General features: G+C 69.4%; 18 protein-coding genes. 7 read left to right on the forward strand and 11 right to left on the reverse strand.

The window, feature by feature from the left end:
• Positions 1-37: 37 nt before the first annotated feature.
• Complete coding sequence (locus SSMG_RS12770; RefSeq protein WP_009076315.1) at positions 38-844, reverse strand: alpha/beta fold hydrolase; 807 nt, start codon at positions 842-844, stop codon at positions 38-40.
• On the reverse strand, positions 817-2,073 hold the full coding sequence (gene entS, locus SSMG_RS12775; RefSeq protein ID WP_199785891.1) for an enterobactin transporter EntS: 1,257 nt from the start codon (positions 2,071-2,073) through the stop codon (positions 817-819). Before entS ends, SSMG_RS12770 begins: the two co-directional genes overlap by 28 nt.
• A gap of 67 nt (positions 2,074-2,140) precedes the next feature.
• On the opposite strand from entS, the gene SSMG_RS12780 reads away from it, so the two are divergent.
• The 3 genes from SSMG_RS12780 to SSMG_RS12790 are packed head-to-tail and all read left to right on the forward strand — an operon-like array spanning position 2,141 to position 5,642.
• A complete protein-coding gene (locus tag SSMG_RS12780; protein WP_037717059.1) occupies positions 2,141-3,682 on the forward strand; it encodes a (2,3-dihydroxybenzoyl)adenylate synthase in 1,542 nt (513 codons plus the stop codon).
• On the forward strand, positions 3,679-4,662 hold the full coding sequence (locus tag SSMG_RS12785; protein WP_009076318.1) for an iron ABC transporter permease: 984 nt from the start codon (positions 3,679-3,681) through the stop codon (positions 4,660-4,662). The genes SSMG_RS12780 and SSMG_RS12785 overlap by 4 nt, the downstream gene beginning before the upstream one ends.
• Entirely contained in the window at positions 4,659-5,642 is a 984-nt protein-coding gene (locus SSMG_RS12790) for an iron chelate uptake ABC transporter family permease subunit (RefSeq protein WP_009076319.1), read from the forward strand. Before SSMG_RS12785 ends, SSMG_RS12790 begins: the two co-directional genes overlap by 4 nt.
• Positions 5,643-5,649: 7 nt before the next feature.
• Here SSMG_RS12790 and SSMG_RS12795 read toward each other — a convergent pair whose 3' ends face one another.
• Entirely contained in the window at positions 5,650-6,927 is a 1,278-nt protein-coding gene (locus tag SSMG_RS12795) for a salicylate synthase (RefSeq protein ID WP_050788164.1), read from the reverse strand.
• Complete coding sequence (locus SSMG_RS12800) at positions 6,924-8,204, reverse strand: lysine N(6)-hydroxylase/L-ornithine N(5)-oxygenase family protein (RefSeq protein WP_009076321.1); 1,281 nt, start codon at positions 8,202-8,204, stop codon at positions 6,924-6,926. The genes SSMG_RS12795 and SSMG_RS12800 overlap by 4 nt, the downstream gene beginning before the upstream one ends.
• A gap of 294 nt (positions 8,205-8,498) precedes the next feature.
• Between SSMG_RS12800 and SSMG_RS12805 the strand changes: the two genes are divergently transcribed.
• The 4 genes from SSMG_RS12805 (at position 8,499) to SSMG_RS12820 (ending at position 12,566) form a co-directional block, all read left to right on the forward strand.
• On the forward strand, positions 8,499-9,254 hold the full coding sequence (locus SSMG_RS12805) for an SDR family oxidoreductase (RefSeq protein ID WP_009076322.1): 756 nt from the start codon (positions 8,499-8,501) through the stop codon (positions 9,252-9,254).
• On the forward strand, positions 9,251-10,024 hold the full coding sequence (locus tag SSMG_RS12810) for an SDR family oxidoreductase (RefSeq protein WP_009076323.1): 774 nt from the start codon (positions 9,251-9,253) through the stop codon (positions 10,022-10,024). The genes SSMG_RS12805 and SSMG_RS12810 overlap by 4 nt, the downstream gene beginning before the upstream one ends.
• Positions 10,025-10,077: 53 nt before the next feature.
• Entirely contained in the window at positions 10,078-11,382 is a 1,305-nt protein-coding gene (locus SSMG_RS12815; protein WP_009076324.1) for an MFS transporter, read from the forward strand.
• A 197-nt stretch (positions 11,383-11,579) separates the two neighbouring features.
• A complete protein-coding gene (locus SSMG_RS12820; RefSeq protein ID WP_199785892.1) occupies positions 11,580-12,566 on the forward strand; it encodes a chitinase in 987 nt (328 codons plus the stop codon).
• 391 nt (positions 12,567-12,957) lie between these two features.
• On the opposite strand, the gene SSMG_RS42955 is transcribed toward SSMG_RS12820, so the two are convergent.
• Genes SSMG_RS42955 through fabG form a run of 7 tightly spaced genes read right to left on the reverse strand, consistent with a single transcriptional unit; the run spans position 12,958 to position 19,317 of the window.
• Positions 12,958-13,521: a GrpB family protein gene (locus SSMG_RS42955; protein ID WP_009076326.1), complete on the reverse strand. Its 564-nt coding sequence runs from the start codon at positions 13,519-13,521 to the stop codon at positions 12,958-12,960.
• A 35-nt stretch (positions 13,522-13,556) separates the two neighbouring features.
• The gene (locus tag SSMG_RS12830; protein ID WP_009076327.1) at positions 13,557-14,651 is read right to left on the reverse strand and encodes an acyl-CoA dehydrogenase family protein; all 1,095 of its coding nucleotides are present in this window, start codon (positions 14,649-14,651) and stop codon (positions 13,557-13,559) included.
• Positions 14,648-15,826 carry an acyl-CoA dehydrogenase family protein gene (locus SSMG_RS12835; protein ID WP_009076328.1) on the reverse strand — a complete coding sequence of 393 codons (1,179 nt, stop codon included), beginning with the start codon at positions 15,824-15,826 and terminating at the stop codon, positions 14,648-14,650. Before SSMG_RS12835 ends, SSMG_RS12830 begins: the two co-directional genes overlap by 4 nt.
• Positions 15,823-17,046 carry an acyl-CoA dehydrogenase family protein gene (locus SSMG_RS12840; RefSeq protein ID WP_009076331.1) on the reverse strand — a complete coding sequence of 408 codons (1,224 nt, stop codon included), beginning with the start codon at positions 17,044-17,046 and terminating at the stop codon, positions 15,823-15,825. Before SSMG_RS12840 ends, SSMG_RS12835 begins: the two co-directional genes overlap by 4 nt.
• Entirely contained in the window at positions 17,046-18,071 is a 1,026-nt protein-coding gene (locus tag SSMG_RS12845; protein WP_009076333.1) for a phosphotransferase family protein, read from the reverse strand. Before SSMG_RS12845 ends, SSMG_RS12840 begins: the two co-directional genes overlap by 1 nt.
• 32 nt (positions 18,072-18,103) lie before the next feature.
• Complete coding sequence (locus SSMG_RS12850) at positions 18,104-18,565, reverse strand: MaoC family dehydratase (protein ID WP_286157046.1); 462 nt, start codon at positions 18,563-18,565, stop codon at positions 18,104-18,106.
• Positions 18,562-19,317, reverse strand: a complete 756-nt coding sequence (fabG, locus tag SSMG_RS12855; protein WP_009076337.1) for a 3-oxoacyl-ACP reductase FabG — start codon at positions 19,315-19,317, stop codon at positions 18,562-18,564. Before fabG ends, SSMG_RS12850 begins: the two co-directional genes overlap by 4 nt.
• Positions 19,318-19,362 lie beyond the last annotated feature (45 nt).

The following is a 19,362-nucleotide window of genomic DNA, read 5'->3' on the forward strand; positions in this document are numbered from 1 at the left end:
TCAGCAGAAGTTAGCTGAGGCTTACCTTAGTATCTGCTCAGTCGGCGTGTCCAGCCGCGAAGAACGTGACGAGGGCTTCGTTGACCGCGTCCGGGCGTTCCAGGTAGCCGTAGTGCCCGCAGCCGTCGAGTTCGAGGTAGCGGGCGCCCGGAATGGCGTCGGCGACTTCCTTTGCCAGGTAAGGGGGAAGGCGCAGGTCGTCGGCGAAACCGATGACCAGGAAGGGGATTTCGATCGCTCGGTACGCGGGCAGCCGGTTCCCGGCGATGTCCAGGCGCAGCTGGGCGCGCAGCCCTGGCGTCCAGATCGTGGGCGACATTTCGAAAAGGTCGAGCCAGTCGGTCATCGCCGCGTCGTCGTTGAGCGTCCTCGGCGAAAGGTTCTGCAGCGCGCGGGTGACTGCTTCGTAGCGCGGCGGCAGGTTCGCCTCGCTGTCGCGCAGTTCCCGTTCGGCCGTGCCCATCGCGCGGCGCAGGACGTCCGGTCGTCCTCGGGTCGCCATCGCGGCGGCCTTGGCGACGAGTTCCGGGTGCGCCAGCGCCAATTCGGTGACGACCTGCGCGCCCATCGACGTGCCGGCCAGCCGCGTCGGGCCGAGATCCAAGTGCGTGATCAGCTCGGCGGTGTCCGCGACGAGGTCGTCGATGGTGAAATCCGTTTCCTCGCCCGAAAAACCGCGGTTGTCGAAGGTGATCACCCGATACCCGGCTTCGACCAGCGCGGGCACCTGATGCAGGTGCCACACCCGGCCCGCCGCCGCGGTGCCTGTCACGAGCACCACCGGATCGCCGGAACCGTTGTCGGTGTACGAGAGCTTCACGCCGTTGACGGCTGCGACTGGCATCCTTCTCCTTGCAGTGTCGCTCGGCGCAGTTTCGGCATCATGACCGCGACCAGCAGCACCCCGGCAACGCAGACGAGGCCGCCGCCGACCACGGCGCCCGAACTGCCGAGCAGTTTCGAGACGAGCCCGGCTTCCGCGTTGCCGACCGCCGGGCCGGTCGTGGCCTGGGCTAGCCAGACGCTCGACACCCGGCCCTGCAGCCGATCCGGCGTGTAGTGCTGCAGCAATGCGCGCCGCAGTACCTCGGAGATAGCGTCCGCGGCACCCGCGATCGCCAGGAACAGCAACCCGAGCCACAGATATCCGGAGAGACCGAACGCGGTGATCGCCAAGCCCCACAAGAGAACCGAACCGATCAGCGCTCGTCCGCTGTGCCGCGAGCGGCCGGTCCAGCCGCTCATCAGCGCACCGAGGAACGCGCCGACCGCGGGCGCGGTGTAGAGCAGGCCGACGGTCGACGGGCCGCCGTGGAACACCTCGATGCCCAGCTGCGGGAACAGGGCGTACGGCATCGCGAAGACCATGGCCCACACGTCGATCAGGAGCAGCCCGGCCACGACCTGGTTGCGTCGCACGAAACCGATTCCCTCGGCCACCGATTTGAGCGGGTGCGCGGGCTCTTCGTCAGGTGGCAGCGGCGGGATCCGCCACATCAGCGCGACGCCGGCGAGGTAGCCGAGCGCGTCGATCCCGAAACAGGCGGCCACGCCCGGCCCGGCGGCGACGAGCCCGGCGATCGACGGGCCGATCATCGCGCCGAACTGGCTGGTCACGGTGAACAGGGCGCCGGTCGCGGCGAGCTGGCGCTGGTCGACCAGCGCGGGCACGACCGCCATCAACGCCGATCCGCCGAGTCCGTTGATCCCGCCCGCGAGGACTGCGGCGGCATAAACGAACCACAGCATCGGATGGGGCAGGGCCGCGTTGATCGCCAGTCCGGCCAGCACGACCGCGACGACCGACCGGGTGCCGAGCACGAGCGCGCGCCGGTCCATGCGGTCCGCGGCGACGCCTCCGGCCAGCAGCCCGGCGAGCAGCGCCAGCCCGAACACGAGACTGACGAGCCCGACCTGTGCAGACGATCCGGTGAGCTGGTACACGTGCAGGTTGATCCCGACGTTCGTGAGCGCCGTCGTGACCACGGTCAGGGTCTGCGCCGCGAAAATCCGCCGGAAGCCCGGACTGGTGCGAAGCGGAGTGACGTCGATGACAAGTTCGCCGAGACGCACTAGCACCTTCCTTCTCTAGTGTCGGCTAGCCTAACCTAAGTTTCCGTCCAGAAGACAGGGAGTGGCGATGCTCGAGGGGTGCGTGCCCTGGCCGGAGGAGCTGGCGCAGCGATACCGGAAGGCTGGCTACTGGGCCGGTCGGCCGCTGGACCACCTGATCCGCGACGGCGTTGAGCGGCATCCGGATCGTGTCGCACTGGTCGGCGCGGACGGCGCTCGCTGGACCTATGCGGAACTGGACGCGTGGATCGGCCGGGTAGCAGCCGGACTCGCACCGTCGATCGCGCCGCGGGAACGCGTTCTCCTGCAGTTGCCGAACATCCCGGAGTTCGTCGCGGTGTTCTTCGCATTGCTGCGGATCGGCGCGCTGCCGGTGCTCGCACTGCCCGCGCACCGGGAAGCGGAAATGGTGCCGCTGGCCGAGCTGAGCGGGGCTGTCGCGTACTTCGTCGCCGACGACGACAGCTTCGACTACCGCGCGCTGGCGCGGGCGGTCACGAAGGCGGTGCCCGGGATCCGGCAGGTGTTCGTGGCGAACGACGAGCTGCCGACCGCGGACCCCGTCCCGTTGCCTGAGCCGGATCCCTCGGACGTAGCGCTGTTCCTGCTGTCCGGCGGAACGACCGGCACCCCGAAGCTGATCCCGCGCACCCACGACGACTACTCGTACAACGGCCGCGCCAGTGCGGAGGTGTCCGGGTTCGACGAGTCGACCGTGTACCTGGTCGCGCTGCCCGCGTCGCACAACTTCGCGCTGTGCTCGCCCGGACTGCTCGGCGCGTACGCGGCGGGCGGCACGGTCGTGCTCGCCGCGGATCCCAGTCCCAGCACGGTTTTCCCGCTGATCGAGCGGGAAAAGGTGACGGTCACCGGAGTGGTGCCGCCGATCGCGCTGATGTGGATGGACGCCGCGGAGTTCGCCGACGAGGACCTGTCCAGCCTGCGGCTGCTGCAGGTCGGCGGTGCGAAGCTGAGTGCGGAACCTGCCGCGCGGGTGCGCCCGGTGCTCGGCTGCGGGTTGCAGCAGGTGTTCGGGATGGCCGAGGGACTGCTGAACTTCACCCGCCTGGACGATCCGGAGCACCTGATCATCGAGACGCAGGGCCGTCCTTTGTGCCCGGACGACGAGGTGCGCGTTCTCGAGAACGGCGAATTGCTCACTCGCGGGCCGTACACGTTGCGGGGCTACTACCGCGCCGAGGAACACAACCAGCGTTCGTTCACCGAGGACGGCTTCTACCGCAGCGGGGACGTCGTACGGCAGCTGCCGACCGGGCACCTGGTCGTCGAGGGCCGGGTGAAGGACCAGATCAACCGCGGCGGCGAGAAAATCCCGGCGGAGGAGCTGGAGAACCACCTGCTCGCGCACCCGGCGGTGCACGACGCGGCGGTGGTCGGGATGGCCGACGAGGTGATGGGCGAGCGCACCTGTGCGTTCCTCGTGCTGAAGGGCGGGGCGCCGACGCTGCGCGAGGTCAAATCCTTCCTGCGGGACCGCGGGGTCGCGGAATTCAAGCTGCCGGACCGGCTGGAGATCCTCGACGCCTTCCCGCTGACGAAGCTGGGCAAAGTCAGCAAGGCCGAACTCGCGCGCGGGCTGGCCGGGTGAGAGGTCGCACCACGGGCTTCGTCGTCGCGTGCGTCGTGCTCGTTCTCGTGGCGTTGCTGAGCATCGCCGTCGGCGCGCGGACGATCGCGCCGGGCACTGTGTTCCACGTGCTGTTCGACCGGGACGCCTCGGATTACTCTTACGTCATATGGGCGTTGCGGATTCCGCGCACCCTGATCGGGATCGCGGTAGGCGCGGCTCTGGGGGTCGCGGGTGCGGTGATGCAGGCGCTCACCCGGAATCCGCTCGCGGACCCGGGCCTGCTCGGCGTGAACGCGGGCGCCTCCGCGGCGGCCGCGCTTTCGGTGACCGTCTTCGGATTCACGGACCTGCGCGCGTTCGTCTGGTTCGCGTTCCTGGGCGCGGCGATCGCCGCCACCGTGCTGTACGCGATCGCCGGGCGGGGCTCGGCGTCGCCGGTGCGGTTGGCGTTGGCGGGCACTGCCGTGTCGGCTGCGTTGACCGGTCTCACGCAAGGATTGACGTTGCTCAATCAGCAGACTCTCGACCAGATGCGGTTCTGGACAGTCGGGTCGCTCAACCGCGCGGACGGCGCCACGCTCGTCCGGGTCCTGCCGTTCCTGGCCGTCGGACTGGTGCTGGCGCTGCTGCTCGCCCGGCCGCTCGACGCACTGGCACTCGGCGACGACGCCGGGCAGGCACTCGGCGCGCACCTCGGCCGGACGCGGGTGTTGTCGTTGGTGGCCGTGACACTGCTGGCCGGAGCAGCTACGGCAGCGGTAGGGCCGCTGGTGTTCGTCGGGCTCGCCGTGCCGCACATGGTCCGGGCGTTCACCGGCCCGGCGCAGAGATGGGTGCTGCCGTACTGCGCGGTGCTCGCGCCGGCGTTGCTGCTGGCGGCCGACGTAGCGGGGCGAGTGATCGCGCCGGAAGAAATCGACGTGGGGGTCGTGACGGCCCTGCTGGGAGCACCGGTCTTCATCTGGCTGGTGCGGCGGAGCAAGGCGGCTCGCGCATGAAGACTCGCCGATCTTTCGTGGTTTCGCTCGGACTGTTCGCCGGGGTTCTCGCACTCGCGGTCGTCGCGCTGGGCGTGGGAGCGATCGCCGTCGCGCCGCTCGACGTCGTCCGCACCTTGCTGGGCAACGGCAGCCGGTTGACGAACTTCGCCGTGCTCGATCTGCGGCTGCCGCGCGTGCTCATCGCCGTGTGCGCCGGGGCCGCGCTCGGCATCAGCGGAGCGATTTTCCAGAGCCTGTCCCGGAATCCGCTGGGCAGTCCGGACATCATCGGCTTCAACTACGGTGCGACAACCGGGGGGCTGCTGGCGATCCTGGCCTTCGGCGGCGGGCTGGCCGGGATCTCGCTGGGCGCGCTGGGCGGCGGTCTGCTGACGTCGCTGGCGGTGTACCTCCTGGCCTGGCAGCGAGGCGTGCGCGGGAATCGCCTGGTGCTGGTCGGGATCGGCGTCAGCGCGATCTTGCAGGCGGTCAACTTCTATCTGATCGTGAACGCGAAATTGGCCGACGTTTCGCGGGCGACGGTGTGGCTCACCGGCAGCCTCGACAACCTCGGCTGGGAACACGTCTGGCCCGCGGCGATCGCGCTCGCCGCCGTCGTGCCCGCTGTGCTGGTCGGCGCGCGGCGGCTGGACATCCTGGAAATGGGCGACGACCCGGCACTGGCCCTTGGCGTGCGCGTCGAGGCGAGCAGGCTGTACCTGCTGCTGGTCGGCACGATGGCCTGTGCGCTCGCAACCGCGGTCGTCGGACCGGTCGCGTTCGTGTCGTTGACTGCCCCGCAGTTGGCGAAGCGCCTGACGAAAGCGCCCGGTGCGGGGGTGCTGCCCGCGGCGTGGATGGGCGCTTTGCTGGTGCTGGCAGCGGACTTCACCGCCCAGCGCATCGCCGGCGCGGGGACGCTCCCGGTCGGGGTCGCAACAGCCGCGTTCGGCGGAAGCTACCTCGGCTGGCTGCTCTGGTACCGCCGCCGAGCCTGACCGGCGCTCAGGCGGGCACTACATACGGCGCGACACTGCCGAGCTTCTCGCAGGTCTCCTCCAGCTCCCGTTCCGGCGTGGACTCCGTGACGATGCCCGCTCCCGCGCGCAGCCACGCCTGGCCGTTTTCCTGATACACGGCCCGCAGCACGAGCGCGGCATCAAAGGAGCCGTCGTGCGCGGCGGTCACCACCGCGCCGGAGTAGAGACCGCGCACCTCGTCCAGGCGCGTGATCGCGTCGATCGCCTCCCGCTTGGGGATCCCCGACGCCGTTACTGAGGGGAACACGGCTTCCAGCGCGTCCCACGGCGTACGCCCTTCGGCGAGCTCTCCGCTGACGCTGGACGCCAGATGCTGCACGCTGCCGCGTTCCTTGATTCCCATGAAGTCCTTGACCCGTACGGAATCAGGGCGGCAAACGCGGAGCAGTTCCTCTTGGGCGGTCCGCACCGACACTGCGTGCTCGAAGATCTCTTTGGGATTCGATTCGAGGTCCTTGCGAGCTGCCGCGTCCTGCTCGCTGCCGCGCCCGAACGCGCGCGTGCCGGCGAGCGGCTGCGTCACGACGGTGCCGTCCGCCGACACGGTCAGCACGACCTCCGGGCTGAACCCGGCTGCCTCCGCGCCGTCGAGCCGCAACAGGAACGACCGTGCCGGAGTGTTCGCGCGGCGGCCCGCTTCGTAGGTCGAAGCGAGGTCCACCGGGAACGGAATCCGCACGCTGCGCGAGAGAATCACCTTCTGGTACCGGCCCCGCCGGATTTCCCCGAGGGCCCGCGCCACCCGTCCCCGGTACGCCGCGCCGCTCGCGCGGACGTCGATCGGCCTGCTCGGCGAATGCGGTGCGGGCGACGGTGCGTCGATGATTCCTCGCACCAGGGCTTCGTCCTCGCCGCGGATCTCCACCTCGTTCCCGGTGACGCGGACCTCCGTGCGGGGGACGATCAGCCGGACCAATTCGCCAGAAGGCTTGGGCAATCCCGATCCGGGCGGCAAAGCCGAGTATCCGAAGTGGACCCGGCCGTAGGCGCGCCACTCCGGGACCGGCAGCGTGGCGAGCGCTTGCTGCAACGCCGCGCCCGGCGAACCAGACCACTCCGTGTCGGACTCGACGACACCGCGGACTCGCACATGCGTGGAGTCCAGGGTGATCGCGGCGAGCGCCCCGCCTGCGAATGTCCAGGTTCCGCCGTTCTCGTACACCACGTAGTCGTCGTACCCGGCCCGCGCGAGCGCGGTCATCTGCTGCAGCGGTTCGGTTTGGCGAGACACCCTGACGGTCATGCCAGCTCCTTCACCGCGTACTCCGGGTCCCACTCCGTCGACGGGCGCCGGTCGAGGATCGAGGCGAGGATTTCGCCGACCCGGACTGCGGTGTTGGACAGCAGCGAGGACGTGATGCCGTGCGTGTGCTCGGTCCCGCCCTGCACGTAGATCGCTCCCGGCAGATCCGGGGCGACCAGCCGGTAGTCGCGTTCGACGCGCAACCGGCCGTGCTCGTCACGGCGGCACTGCGCACCGAGTTCGCCGAGCAGATCGCTCGGATCGGCGGGCCGGTACCCCGTCGCGCAGACGAGCAGATCGGCGTCGAGCACCGTCTTCTCGCCCGTGGCCAACGATTCCACCGTGACCCGTACTCGTTCGTCCTCGACGATCTCGACCGGACGGGACATGTTGAAGATCCGCAGCCGCTGGCGGCCCTTGACCGTTTCCCGGTACACGCGACGGTACAGGTCGTCGATCAGCTCCACGTCGACTGCGGAGTAGTTCGTGTTCCCGTGGTAATCCATCAAGCGTTGCTTGACGTCCTCCGGGGCGGAGTAGTAGGCGTCAACGCCCTCGGGATCGAAGATCCGGTTCGCGAACGAGCTGTCGTCTGAAGGGCTGTAGCCGTATCGCGCGAACACTGAGCAGATCTCCGCGTCGGGGAAGCGCTCGTGCAAAAAGGCTGTCGTCTCCGCGGCGCTTTGCCCCGCGCCGATGACGACGCACCGGCCAGGCGCGCGGACCGAGCCGATCCGGCGCAGCAGGTCGGCGTTGTGCCAGACGCGGTCGCTCGGTTCGATTCCTGCCGGGACGTTCGGCCGCAGTCCGGTGCCGAAAACCAGATTCCTGGCGCGGCGGACCTCGCCATGGCCGGTGCGGACCTCGAAACAATCACCGGTGCTCCGCACGGACACGGCTTCGCTGCCGTAGGCGACTTGGCCGCTGACCTTCGCCGCGGCCCATTCGAGATAGTCGTGGAATTCGACGCGCAACGGGAAGAACGTCTTGTGGTTGATGAAGTCGACCAGCCTGCCGTGTTCGTGCAGGTACGAGAGAAAGCTGAAGCGGCTGGCCGGGTTGCGCATCGTGACGAGGTCCTTGAGGAAGGAAACCTGCATCGTCGCATCGTCGAGCAGCATCCCCCGGTGCCAGCCGAAGGCGGGTTGCCGCTCGAGGAACTGCGCGGTCACCGGCGCTGCCGAGGTCCCGTTGTGCTCTGCCACCGCGATCGCCAGCGCGAGGTTGGAGGGCCCGAAACCCACTCCGACCAGATCGAACTCCGGAGGTGTCGCCATGCCAGTCCCATCTCTCTGCGCCAAGTGTAGGTAACCCTAGCCTAAGTTAGGTGGTCCTCAGTGCGCGCGTTCGAGTGTGACGCCGATCCCACGTGGCTGGCCGGACCTCCAGGCGGAGCCTGCCGGGGCGTCCTTGACGAGGTTTGGGTGTGCGTAAAGGGTTGCGGCACCGGTTACTGGCTGTGTTGTGACGGTCCGGGCGACGGCTGGAGGTTGCATGCGGAGGCATCCCCGTTATCCTGCGACTAAGCGGTCGCTTAGCGGTGGCTGTCCAGCGTCGGACAAGGAGACGGTGTGGTGGAGTCGTTCAAGGATCGTGTCGCCCTGGTGACCGGGGCCAGCCGGGGGATTGGGCTGGCCATCGCGAAGGGGCTCGTCGAGCGCGGGGCGAAGGTGTGCATCACCGCGCGCAAGCCGGAGCCGCTCGCGGAGGCCGTTGAGCAGCTGGGCGGTTCCGACGTCGCGATCGCGGTGCCTGGCAAGGCCGACGACGCCGCGCATCAGCAGGAGGCGGTCGCCGCCGCGGTCGAGAAGTTCGGCAGTCTCGACATGCTGGTCAACAACACCGGCATCAACCCCGTTTACGGGCCGACCCTGGACGTCGACCCGGCCGCGGCGAGCAAGATCTTCGCGGTCAACGTGGTGGCGCCGCTGTCGTGGATCCGCGCCGCGCGGGACGCGTGGATGGGCGAGCACGGCGGGTCGGTCGTCAACGTCGCCTCGATCGCGGGCATCCGCACCTCGCCGGGCATCGGCATGTACGGCGTCAGCAAGGCCGCGCTGATCCGGCTCACCCAGGAACTCGGCGCGGAACTCGGGCCGAAGATCCGCGTGAACGCGGTGGCTCCGGCGGTGGTCAAAACGCAGTTCGCGACCGCGCTGTACGAAGGGCGCGAGGAAGAAGTCGCGGCGGCGTATCCGATGAAGCGGCTTGGCGTGCCGGAGGACATCGCCGGGGCGGTCGCGTTCCTGCTGTCCGCCGAAGCGGGCTGGATGACCGGGCAGACGGTCGTCCTCGACGGCGGCGTGACGCTCGGCGGCGGTCTGTGAGCGCCGGAGTCGTCATCACCGGCGGTGGTGGCGGGATCGGGGCGGCGCTGGCGCGGCGGTTCGCGGCGGACGGGGCGCGCATCGTGGTCGCGGACCTCGACGGCGACCGTGCCGCCGAAGTCGCGGAGGAGGTGGGCGGCACGTGGTTCGCCGGTGACGTGGCAAGCGAATCCGGGGTGGCCGACCTGATCGACGCCGCCCGCGAAACGCTCGGCGAGATCGACGTTTTCTGCGCCAACGCCGGGGTCGCGCCGTTCGGCGACGCGCACGCGGACGAGGACGCGTGGGCGCTGGCGTGGGACGTGAACGTGATGGCGCACGTCCGCGCGGCGCGGTTGCTGCTGCCGGCCTGGCTGGAGCGCGGCGAGGGCCGGTTTGTCGCGACGGTGTCCGCGGCGGGCGTGCTCACCAGCCTTGGCTCGGCTCCGTATTCGGTGACCAAGCACGGCGCGCTGGCATTCGCGGAATGGCTGTCGGCGACCTACCGGCACCGCGGCATCACCGTGCAGGCGATCTGCCCGCAGGGCGTGCGCACCGCGATGCTCGAGGAGACCGGGGAACGCGGCAAACTGCTGATGGGCGCCAGTGCGATCGATCCGCCGCAGGTGGCCGACGCGTTGTTCGCCGCGATGGCCGAGAACCGGTTCCTGGTGCTGCCGCACGCCGAGGTCGCCGACTTCTATGCCTTGCGCGCCACCGAAACCGACCGCTGGCTCGGCGGGATGAACAAGCTGCAGCGGAAGATGGAGGAGCTGCCCGGCGACGCGTGACCCGATATTCTCCCCGGGCGGCATCGGGCCGCAGGGGAGAACAGGGAGCCGGAATGACCGCACCCGCGCGAGCCGATCTGTCGCGCATCGCCACCGCCAGCTTCATCGGCACCGCTATCGAGTTTTACGATTTCTACATTTACGGGACTGCGGCTGCGCTGGTGTTCGGGAAGGTCTTTTTCCCGACGTTTTCCTCGACCGCCGGGGTGCTGGCGTCGCTCGGCACCTTCGCGGTGGGGTTCGTCGCGCGCCCGGTCGGGGCGATCCTTTTCGGGCACTGGGGCGACCGGATCGGCCGCAAGTCCATGCTGGTCACGTCCCTGCTGGTGATGGGACTGTCCACAGTGGCCGTCGGAATGGTGCCGGACTACGGCACGCTCGGCCTCTGGTCGCCGATCCTGCTGGTGGTGCTGCGGTTCGTGCAGGGCATCGGACTCGGCGGCGAATGGGGCGGCGCGGTGCTGATGTCGACCGAGTACGCGCCGCCGGGCAAACGCGGCCTGTACTCGGCTTTCCCACAGCTCGGCCCGGCGATCGGGTTCGTGCTGGGCAACCTGCTGTTCCTGGTGCTGGACGCGGTGCTCCCGGCGGCCGAATTCCTGTCCTGGGGCTGGCGGCTGCCGTTCCTGTTCTCCGCGGTGCTGCTGGCGGTCGGATTCTACATCCGGATCAAAATCGCCGAGACACCGGTTTTCCAGGCTGCTCTGGACAAGGCCGAACAGGCGAAGGTACCGCTGTTTGAGCTGCTGCGGAAACAGCCGCGGGTATTGGTGCTGTCGACGTTGTCATTCGTGCTCGCGCACGCGCTTTTCTATACCGTCACAACATTTTGCCTTTCGATGGCGACGACCACGCTCGGCATTCCGCGCACGACTGTCCTGATCAGCCTGCTCATCGCGGCCGCCGTAATGGGCGTGGCGACGCTGGTATTCGCGATGAAGTCCGACCAATGGGGCCGCCGCCGGCTGAGTGCGGCGGCCGCGGTTTCGGTGGTGGGGTGGGCGTTTCCGCTGTTCGCCTTGCTGCGGACGGGAAATCCGGTGCTGCTGACGGTCGGCTTCGTCGGCGGTCTGGCGTGTTTCGCGATGCTGTACGGGCCGATGGGCGCGTTTCTGCCGGAGCTGTTCCGGGTGCGGTACCGGTATTCCGGCGCGTCGATCGCGTACAGCGTCGCCGGGGTGCTCGGCGGCGGGATCGTGCCGTTGATCTCGACCGACCTGTGGGCGTCGACCGGCTCGACGGTGCCCGTTTCGATGGTGCTGGTCGTGCTCGGGGTGCTCAGTTTCCTGTGCGTGCTTGCCCTGCCGGAGACCCGCGACCACGACTTCTCCGACGGCCTCGGCGAGGGCCGCCCCTGACTTTCGACCCCACCCGGGCGGGGGAAATCCGGCCGGACGCGGTGTTTCCGGTCTGGTGCGCCGTTCGGGCTGCGGCTCTTGACACGCCGATTTGGTCTAGTCCAGTGTGTGACGGCACCCTTCCGGGTGCACTCCTCCCGGGTTGATCCCGCCGCCTCAAACCGGAGGTGTTCCGTGGTGCTCGCAGGAGGAACACGATGAAATCAGTGCGTCGGCTGGCCGCGCTCGCGGCGGCGGCAGGGGCGGCTCTCGCGACCGCGGCCGGGGTGGCCACGGCCGCGCCCGCGTCCGCGTCCGGTCCGCAGCTCGCGGCGGCTCCGGACCCGGTGCTCGCTTCGCCGTACCTGTACCAGTGGGCGGGGCAGACCAGTGCGTCGGCGGCGATGTCCGCGACCGGGATCAAGACGTTCACGCTGGCGTTCATGCTGTCGGACGGCTCGTGCAACCCGAAATGGGACGGCGACCGTTCCCTGACCGGCTCGGACAAAACCCTGATCACCAGCATCCGCGACGCGGGCGGCGACGTCATCCCGTCCTTCGGCGGCTGGTCCGGGACGAAACTGGGCGCGAAGTGCTCGTCCGCCTCGGCGCTGGCCGGGGCATACCAGAAGGTGATCGACGCGTACGCCCTGAAGGCGATCGACCTCGACATCGAGAACACCGACGAGTTCGAGAACGCGACCGTGCAGGACCGGATCCTGAACGCGGTCAAGATCACCAAGCAGAAGAACCCGGGCGTGCGCGTCGTGATCACGATCGGGACCGAAACGACCGGCCCGAACGACTGGGGCAAGCGGCTGATCAAGCAGGCGAAGGCGATCGGCGCGCCGGTGGACGTGTGGTCGGTGATGCCGTTCGACTTCTCCAGCGGCGGCGACATGGCGGGCAAGACGAAGTCCGCGGTGGACGGTCTGGTTTCGCAGCTGAAGTCGACGTTCGGCTGGGACAGCGCCACGGCGTACCGCCACGCGGGCCTGTCGTCGATGAACGGCAAGACAGACAACGCCGGCGAGGTCGTGTCGGTGTCGGACTTCACCGCGATCCGCGACTACGCGACCAGCCATCACCTGGGCCGCTTCACGTTCTGGGCAACGAACCGCGACTGCTCGGGCGGCGGGGAGTGCAGCGGAATCTCGCAGCCGAAGTACGCGTTCACGAAGATCGTGGCCGGGTACCACGGCTGACCTCGCTCGAGCCCGGGTGGGAGTTTGGCGACGAGGCCGCCGTTCCGAGGGGTGCGGCCTCGTCGCCACCTGCCGTGCGACCGGCGAAGCTAGGCGCGATGGGGTTCGGAGCGGTCAGGGAGCCGCGTTCGGGTCGGCGGGAGTGGCTGGGCTGGTTCGGGCGCCGGGGATGACGCCGAGGCGGGTCCCGGTGGAACGGGACGAAGAGGCCGGTCCGACAGGCTGGCCGCGGCAACGGGCTGGGGTCGGCGAGGTCCGGCGGGACGATCGCCGAAGCGCACTGAATCGCCGAGGGATTGGCGTGCAGAGGTTGGCATGGTCGCGCGGTGGGGGCGCGACCATGCTGAGTTCAACGCGGCTCGAACAGCGATGGTCGCCCCTAAACCGCCCCTCAGCCGCCCAGACCCCGCCGCACGAAGTCTGTCTTCCCCGCCGTGTACTCCTCCCGATCCGTCACCTCCCCGGCCAACCGCCGCTTCACCTCCGCATACTCCGCCGCCAACCCGGGATCCGCCCGCAGGGCGTCCCGGAAGCGAAGCTGGGCATGCCACCTCGGATGTCCCTCCGGCAGCAAATGCAGATGCGCCACCCGACGCAGCCCCGACGCATCAGGCAGCACGAAGAACCGTCGCCAAGGGGCCGCGACATCCAGCGACGGCGGCACGAAACACCACCCGTCAGCGGAAAGCACCGGCACCACCGCCGAGACCGTCGATGGGGACAGATCCCGCATCGGGGCCATCACGTCGAGCACCGGTTTGGCTGCCAACCCGGGCACCGCGGTCGAGCCGACATGCTCCACCTGCCCAGGAGCGAGCCACGGAGCGAGCAAGCGGGCGACCTGAGCGCACAGGTCGGAGCCCCGCGTCGCCCACTTCGGATCCGGGGGATGGATTTCCGGCCGTTCATGAGCCCAAGCCGGAACATCGGAAGGCGAAGCCGGGGTCGCGAACATGCCCGCCACGCTAACCCCGGCCACCGACAAAAACCTCAGGCAGGCAGATCCACCAGGTCCGCCAGCAGCGCCCGATGCCGGCCCGGCGTGCCGAAAGCGATCTGGTCGCTCTTGGCCCGCTTCAGGTAGAGATGCGCGGGGTGCTCCCACGTCATCCCGATCCCGCCGTGCAGCTGGATCGCTTCCTCCGCCGCGTGCACCGCAATGGGCGACACCCGGGCCTGCGCGACCGACACCGCGATCGGCACGTCGTTCCCGGTCGTCAGCGCGTCCGCCGCGTACCGGGCCGTCGCCCGTGCGTTGACCAGTTCCGTGTACAGGTTCGCCAACCGGTGCTTCAAGGACTGGAAACCCCCGACCGGGCGACCGAATTGGTACCGCCCCTTCAGGTACGTCACAGTCTCCGTCAGCGCCCACTCGGTGATCCCGGTCTGCTCCGACGCCAGCAACCCGGCCGCAGCGGTCAGGGCGTGAGCCAAAGCCTCCGCGGCAGCGGCACCAGTGCAAATCACCTGTGCCGCAGCGGAATCCAGAGCCACATCGGCGACCCGGCGCGTCAGGTCCAGCGACACGGCCTCGGTCACGGTCGCGGCGGAAGCGTCCACGGCATAAAGCCCCGGGCCATCCGGGCCGACCGCCGGAACGATCAGCAGATCCGCGACCGAGGCATCGACCACTGTGGACACTCGACCGGTCACGGTTCCGTCGAGAAACGAAACCGCGGAAGGGAAAGCAGAACCGGGCGCGGTCGAAAGTGGCACCGCCAAAGCGCCGATCACCGAGCCGGAAGCGAGCTGGGGGAGCAGGTCCGAACCCGCGGCCAGCAGGGCGGCGGTCGCGAGCACCGCACTGCCCAGGTAGGGCACCGGCGCGACGCTCCGGCCCAGTTCCTCCAGCACGACCGCGACCTCGCGCGGCGAAGCCCCGTGCCCGCCAAGGGATTCCGGCACCATCAGGCCCGCCGTGCCGAGGTCGGCGGCCAGGGTCTTCCACAGGGAAAGGTCGTACGGCGTGTCCGTTTCGACCCGCGCGAGCAGCGCCGCCGGCCCGGCGCGGTCGGTCAGCAGCGCGCGCACCGAGGACCGCAGATCCTCTTCCACGTCCGAGTACAGCAGGTCCGGCGTGCTCATCGGGGCAGGTCCTTCCAGGCGACGTCCTTGTCCACCCGCGGCTCGGACGGCAGCCCCAGCACGCGTTCGGAGATGATGTTCCGCAGCACCTCCGAGGTACCGCCCTCGATCGAGTTCCCCTTGGCGCGCAAGTACCGGTACCCGGCGTCGCGGCCGAAGAAGTCGACCTGTTCCGGACGGCGCATCGTCCAGTCCTCGTAGCGCAGGCCCTCTTCGCCCAGCAGTTCCAGCTCCAGGCCGGACAGCTGCTGGTTCAGCTCGGCGAACGCCACCTTCATCGCCGAACCCTCCGGCCCGGGCGCGCCCACCGCGAGCTGCTGCCGCTGCCGTTCCCCGGCCAGCCGCAGCGATTCGGCCTCGACCCAGTGCTGCACGAGCCGGTCGCGCAGGTCCGGCGTGCGCAGCTCCGGACGGTCCCGCCAGGTCTTCGCGACCAGCCCGATCATGCCGCCCTCGCGCGGCATCGCGGTGCCGCCGATCGCGACGCGCTCGTTCATCAGCGTGGTCTGCGCGACCTTCCAGCCCTCGCCGACCGCGCCGATCCGCTGCGAGTCCGGGATCCGCACCTCGGTCAGGAAGACCTCGTTGAACTCCGCCTCGCCGGTGATCTGCCGCAGCGGCCGGACCTCGACGCCGGGTGCGGTCATGTCGCACAGGAAGTACGTCATGCCCTGGTGCTTCGGCACGTCCGGGTCGGTGCGCGTGACGAGGATGGCCCACTGCGCGAGATGCGCGCTGGACGTCCACACCTTCTGCCCGGTCACGACCCAGTCGTCGCCGTCGCGGACCGCGCGCGTGGCCAGTGCGGCGAGGTCGGAGCCGGCGCCCGGTTCGCTGAACAGCTGGCACCACACCTCCTCGCCGGTCCACAGTGGACGGAGGTAGCGCTTCTTCTGTTCCTCGGTCCCGAAGGCGAGGATCGTCGGCGCGGCCATGCCCAGGCCGATCAGGATCCGGCGCGGGTTGTTGTCCGGCGCGCCGGCGGCGGCGAAGGCGGCCTCGACCTCGGCCTGCAATGCCCGCGGAGCGCCCTGGCCGCCGAGTCCCTCGGGGAAGTGCACCCAGGCAAGCCCGGCGTCGAACCGAGCTCGCAGGAAGTCCAGAGCGGACATCGACGCCGGGTCGTGCTCAGCCAGGAACGCGGCGACCTGCGCCCGCAGCTCCTCGGCGGTCATTTGCCCGCCTCCGTCCGGTACTTCTTCAGCTCGCGCCGCGCCAGCGACCGCTTGTGCACCTCGTCCGGACCGTCGGCCAGCCGCAGCGTGCGCACGCCGGCCCAGATCTCCGCCAGCGGGAAGTCCTGCGAAACGCCGCCCGCGCCGTGCGCCTGGATCGCCTTGTCCAGGATCCATTCGACGGCCAGCGGGGTGGAGATCTTGATCGCCTGGATCTCGGTGTGCGCGCCCTGGTTGCCGACGGTGTCCATCAGCCACGCGGTCTTGAGCACCAGCAGCCGCTGCTGTTCGATCCGCACGCGCGCCTCGGCGATCCAGTCCTGCACCACGCCGGAATCGGCGATCGGACGGCCGAACGTCTCGCGCGACAGCGTGCGGCGGCACAACGCCTCCAGCGCCCGCTCCGCCATGCCGATCGCGCGCATGCAGTGGTGGATGCGGCCCGGCCCGAGGCGGGCCTGCGCGATGGCGAACCCGGAACCCTCGTCGGCGATCAGGTTTTCCGCGGGCACCCGCACGTCCTCGAACAGCACCTCGGCGTGCCCGCCGTGGTCGCCGTCGGTGTAGCCGAACACCTGCATGCCGCGCACGACGGTCAGCCCCGGCGTGTCGCGCGGGACGAGGATCATGCTCTGCTGCTTGTGCGCGGGCGCGTCCGGATCGGTTTTGCCCATCACGATGAAGATCTTGCAGTTCGGGTTCATCGCGCCGGTGATGTACCACTTGCGCCCGTTGACGACGTACTCGTCGCCCTCGCGCCGGATGCTGGTCGCGATGTTGCGCGCGTCCGAAGAGGCCACGTCGGGTTCGGTCATCGCGAACGCGGAGCGGATCTCCCCGGCCAGCAACGGTTCCAGCCACTGCTTCTTCTGCTGCTCGCTGCCGAACATGGTGAGCACTTCCATGTTCCCGGTGTCCGGCGCTGCGCAGTTCACCGCGGCGGGCGCGAGGTGCGGGCTGCGGCCGGTGATCTCGGCGAGCGGCGCGTACTGCAGGTTGGTCAGCCCCGCGCCGTGGTCGCCGGGCAGGAAGAAGTTCCACAGCCCGCGCTTGCGCGCCTCGGCCTTCAGCTCGTCGACGATCGGCGGCGGCGACCACGGATCGGTGCGCGCGGCCAGCTGCTCGTGGAAAACCGCCTCGGCGGGGTAGACGTGCGAATCCATGAATTCCAGCAGCTGCCCGCGCAGTTCCTCGGTGCGGGCGTCGAACGCGAAGTCCATCAGTTCTCCTTGGTGAGCGTCTTGGCGCCCTGCTCGATCAGGGGAGCGACGGCGGCGCCGATCTGGTCGAAGCCCTCGCCGACGGTTTTGCCTTGCTGGAAACGGAAGTAGATGCCCTCGAGGATCACCGCGAGCTTGAAGAACGCGAAGCTCACGTACCAGTTCAGCGCCGACAGGTCGCGGCCGGACCGCTGCGCGTAGCGGGCGATCGTCTCTTCGGTGTCCGGATACCCGGGCGCGCTGCTGGCATTGGACACCATCGGCAGCGAGAGCTGGTCGCGCTGCGCATAGGTGATCATCAGGCCGAGGTCGGTGAGCGGGTCGCCGAGCGTGGACATCTCCCAGTCCAGCACCGCGGTGATCCGGTCCTCGCCGTCGACGAGCACGTTGTCGAGCCGGTAGTCGCCGTGCACGATGGCGGGCGGCCCGGACGCCGGGATCGCCGCGGCGAGCTGGTCGTGCAGCCGGTCCGCGCCCGGCAGGTCGCGGCTGCGCGAACCGTCCAGCTGCTTCTTCCACCGGCGCAGCTGGCGTTCGAGAAAGCCTTCCGGACGGCCGAAATCGCCGAGCCCGACCGCTTCCGGATCGACCCCGTGCAGGTCGACGAGCGTGTCCACCAGCGAATCGGCGATCGCCCGCGTCCGCTCCGGGCCGAGCTGCTCCAGTTCCTCGGCGGTGCGGTACGGCGTGCCCTCGACGTACTGCATCACGTAGAACTGCGCGCCGAGCACGTCCGCGTCCTCGCACAGCAGAACGGTTTCCGGCACCGGCACCGGAGTTCCGGCGAGCCCGCTCATCACGCGGAACTCGCGGCGCATGTCGTGCGCGGTCGGCAGCACGTGGCCGAGCGGCGGACGGCGCACGACCCAGCGCTGCGTTCCGTCGGAGACGAGATAGGTGAGGTTGGACCGCCCGCCCTGCACCACTTCCGCGGTGAGAGCGCCGGAGACGAGCCCGGGCCGCTCGCGGTCGAGATGGGCGCGCAGCCTCGCCAGATCGAGGCCGGGCGGGTCGGTTTCGGTCATCGGAAGGACTCCAGTTCAGGCTAGGTCAACGATCAGAGGATGAGCCGGGAAACCATCTCGGCGACGCAGGCGGGTTTGTCCTCGCCCTCGATTTCGACGGTCCAGCGCACCACCGCCTGCTTGCCGCCGGGCACGTCGGTCAGCTCGACCAGGTCGGCGGTCCCGCGCACCCGCGAGCCCACCTTCACCGGCTGCGGGAACCGGACCTTGTTGAGGCCATAGTTGATGCCCATCTTCAGGCCCTCGACCCGGTAGATCTCCGGCAGGAACGCGGGGATCAGCGACAGCGTGAGGAACCCGTGCGCGATCGTCGTGCCGAACGGGCCGGCCGCGGCCTTTTCGGCGTCGAGGTGGATCCACTGGTGGTCGCCGGTGGCGTCGGCGAACAGCTGCACCTGCTCCTGCGAGACGGTGTGCCATTCGCTCGTGCCCAGGGTCCCGCCGACGGCTTCGGCGAGTTCGGCGACATCGGAGAACACGCGCATCGGAATCAGTCCTTCGGTCCGCCGGCGACGTAGATGACCTGGCCGGACACGAAGCCCGCGCCCTCGCTGACCAGGAACGACGCGACGTTCGCGATGTCCTCGGGCGTGCCGACGCGCTGCACCGGGATCTGCGACGCGGCCGCGGCCTTGAAGTCCTCGAAGCTCATGCCGACGCGCTCGGCGGTCGCCGCGGTCATGTCGGTGGCGATGAACCCGGGCGCGATCGCGTTGGCGGTGACGCCGAACTTGCCCAGCTCGATCGCGAGGGTCTTGGTGAAGCCCTGCATGCCCGCCTTGGCCGCGGAGTAGTTGACCTGCCCGCGGTTGCCCAGCGCGGACGTGCTGGACAGGTTGACGATCCGGCCCCACTTCTCCTGCGTCTGGTACTTCTGCACGGCGCGGGTCATCAGGAAGGAGCCGCGCAGGTGCACGTTGAGCACCGAGTCCCAGTCCTGTTCGGTCATCTTGAACAGCAGGTTGTCGCGGGTGATGCCGGCGTTGTTGATCAGCACGGTCGGGTTGCCGAGCTCCTCGGCCACGCGGGTCACCGCGGCCTCGACCTGCTCCGCGTCGCTGACGTCCAGCGTGACGCCGATCGCGCGCCCGCCGTCGGCGACGATCGCCTCGGCGCCCTGTTTCACCCCGGCCTCGTCGAGGTCCAGCAGGCCGACGGCGAACCCGTCGGAAGCGAGGCGGCGGGCTACGGCGGCGCCGATGCCACGGCCGGCGCCGGTCACGATGGCCACACGGGAAGCGGTCACGGGGATCTCCTCATCGTCGAGAAAGCCTGCTCGTTCGGATGTCCG

The organism is Streptomyces sp. AA4 (assembly GCF_000158875.1).
In the GTDB taxonomy this organism is placed as follows: Bacteria; Actinomycetota; Actinomycetes; order Mycobacteriales; family Pseudonocardiaceae; genus Amycolatopsis.

Excerpts from the sequence above, each read along its gene's own strand:
- SSMG_RS42955 (WP_009076326.1), bottom strand. The coding sequence starts at position 13,521 with ATGTTCGCGACCCCGGCTTCGCCTTCCGATGTTCCGGCTTGGGCTCAT.
- SSMG_RS12845 (WP_009076333.1), bottom strand. The coding sequence starts at position 18,071 with ATGACCGAAACCGACCCGCCCGGCCTCGATCTGGCGAGGCTGCGCGCC.
- SSMG_RS12835 (WP_009076328.1), bottom strand. The coding sequence starts at position 15,826 with ATGACCGCCGAGGAGCTGCGGGCGCAGGTCGCCGCGTTCCTGGCTGAG.
- SSMG_RS12790 (WP_009076319.1), top strand. The coding sequence starts at position 4,659 with ATGAAGACTCGCCGATCTTTCGTGGTTTCGCTCGGACTGTTCGCCGGG.
- SSMG_RS12830 (WP_009076327.1), bottom strand. The coding sequence starts at position 14,651 with ATGAGCACGCCGGACCTGCTGTACTCGGACGTGGAAGAGGATCTGCGG.
- SSMG_RS12820 (WP_199785892.1), top strand. The coding sequence starts at position 11,580 with ATGAAATCAGTGCGTCGGCTGGCCGCGCTCGCGGCGGCGGCAGGGGCG.
- SSMG_RS12795 (WP_050788164.1), bottom strand. The coding sequence starts at position 6,927 with ATGACCGTCAGGGTGTCTCGCCAAACCGAACCGCTGCAGCAGATGACC.
- SSMG_RS12840 (WP_009076331.1), bottom strand. The coding sequence starts at position 17,046 with ATGGACTTCGCGTTCGACGCCCGCACCGAGGAACTGCGCGGGCAGCTG.
- SSMG_RS12815 (WP_009076324.1), top strand. The coding sequence starts at position 10,078 with ATGACCGCACCCGCGCGAGCCGATCTGTCGCGCATCGCCACCGCCAGC.
- SSMG_RS12770 (WP_009076315.1), bottom strand. The coding sequence starts at position 844 with ATGCCAGTCGCAGCCGTCAACGGCGTGAAGCTCTCGTACACCGACAAC.
- SSMG_RS12800 (WP_009076321.1), bottom strand. The coding sequence starts at position 8,204 with ATGGCGACACCTCCGGAGTTCGATCTGGTCGGAGTGGGTTTCGGGCCC.
- SSMG_RS12780 (WP_037717059.1), top strand. The coding sequence starts at position 2,141 with ATGCTCGAGGGGTGCGTGCCCTGGCCGGAGGAGCTGGCGCAGCGATAC.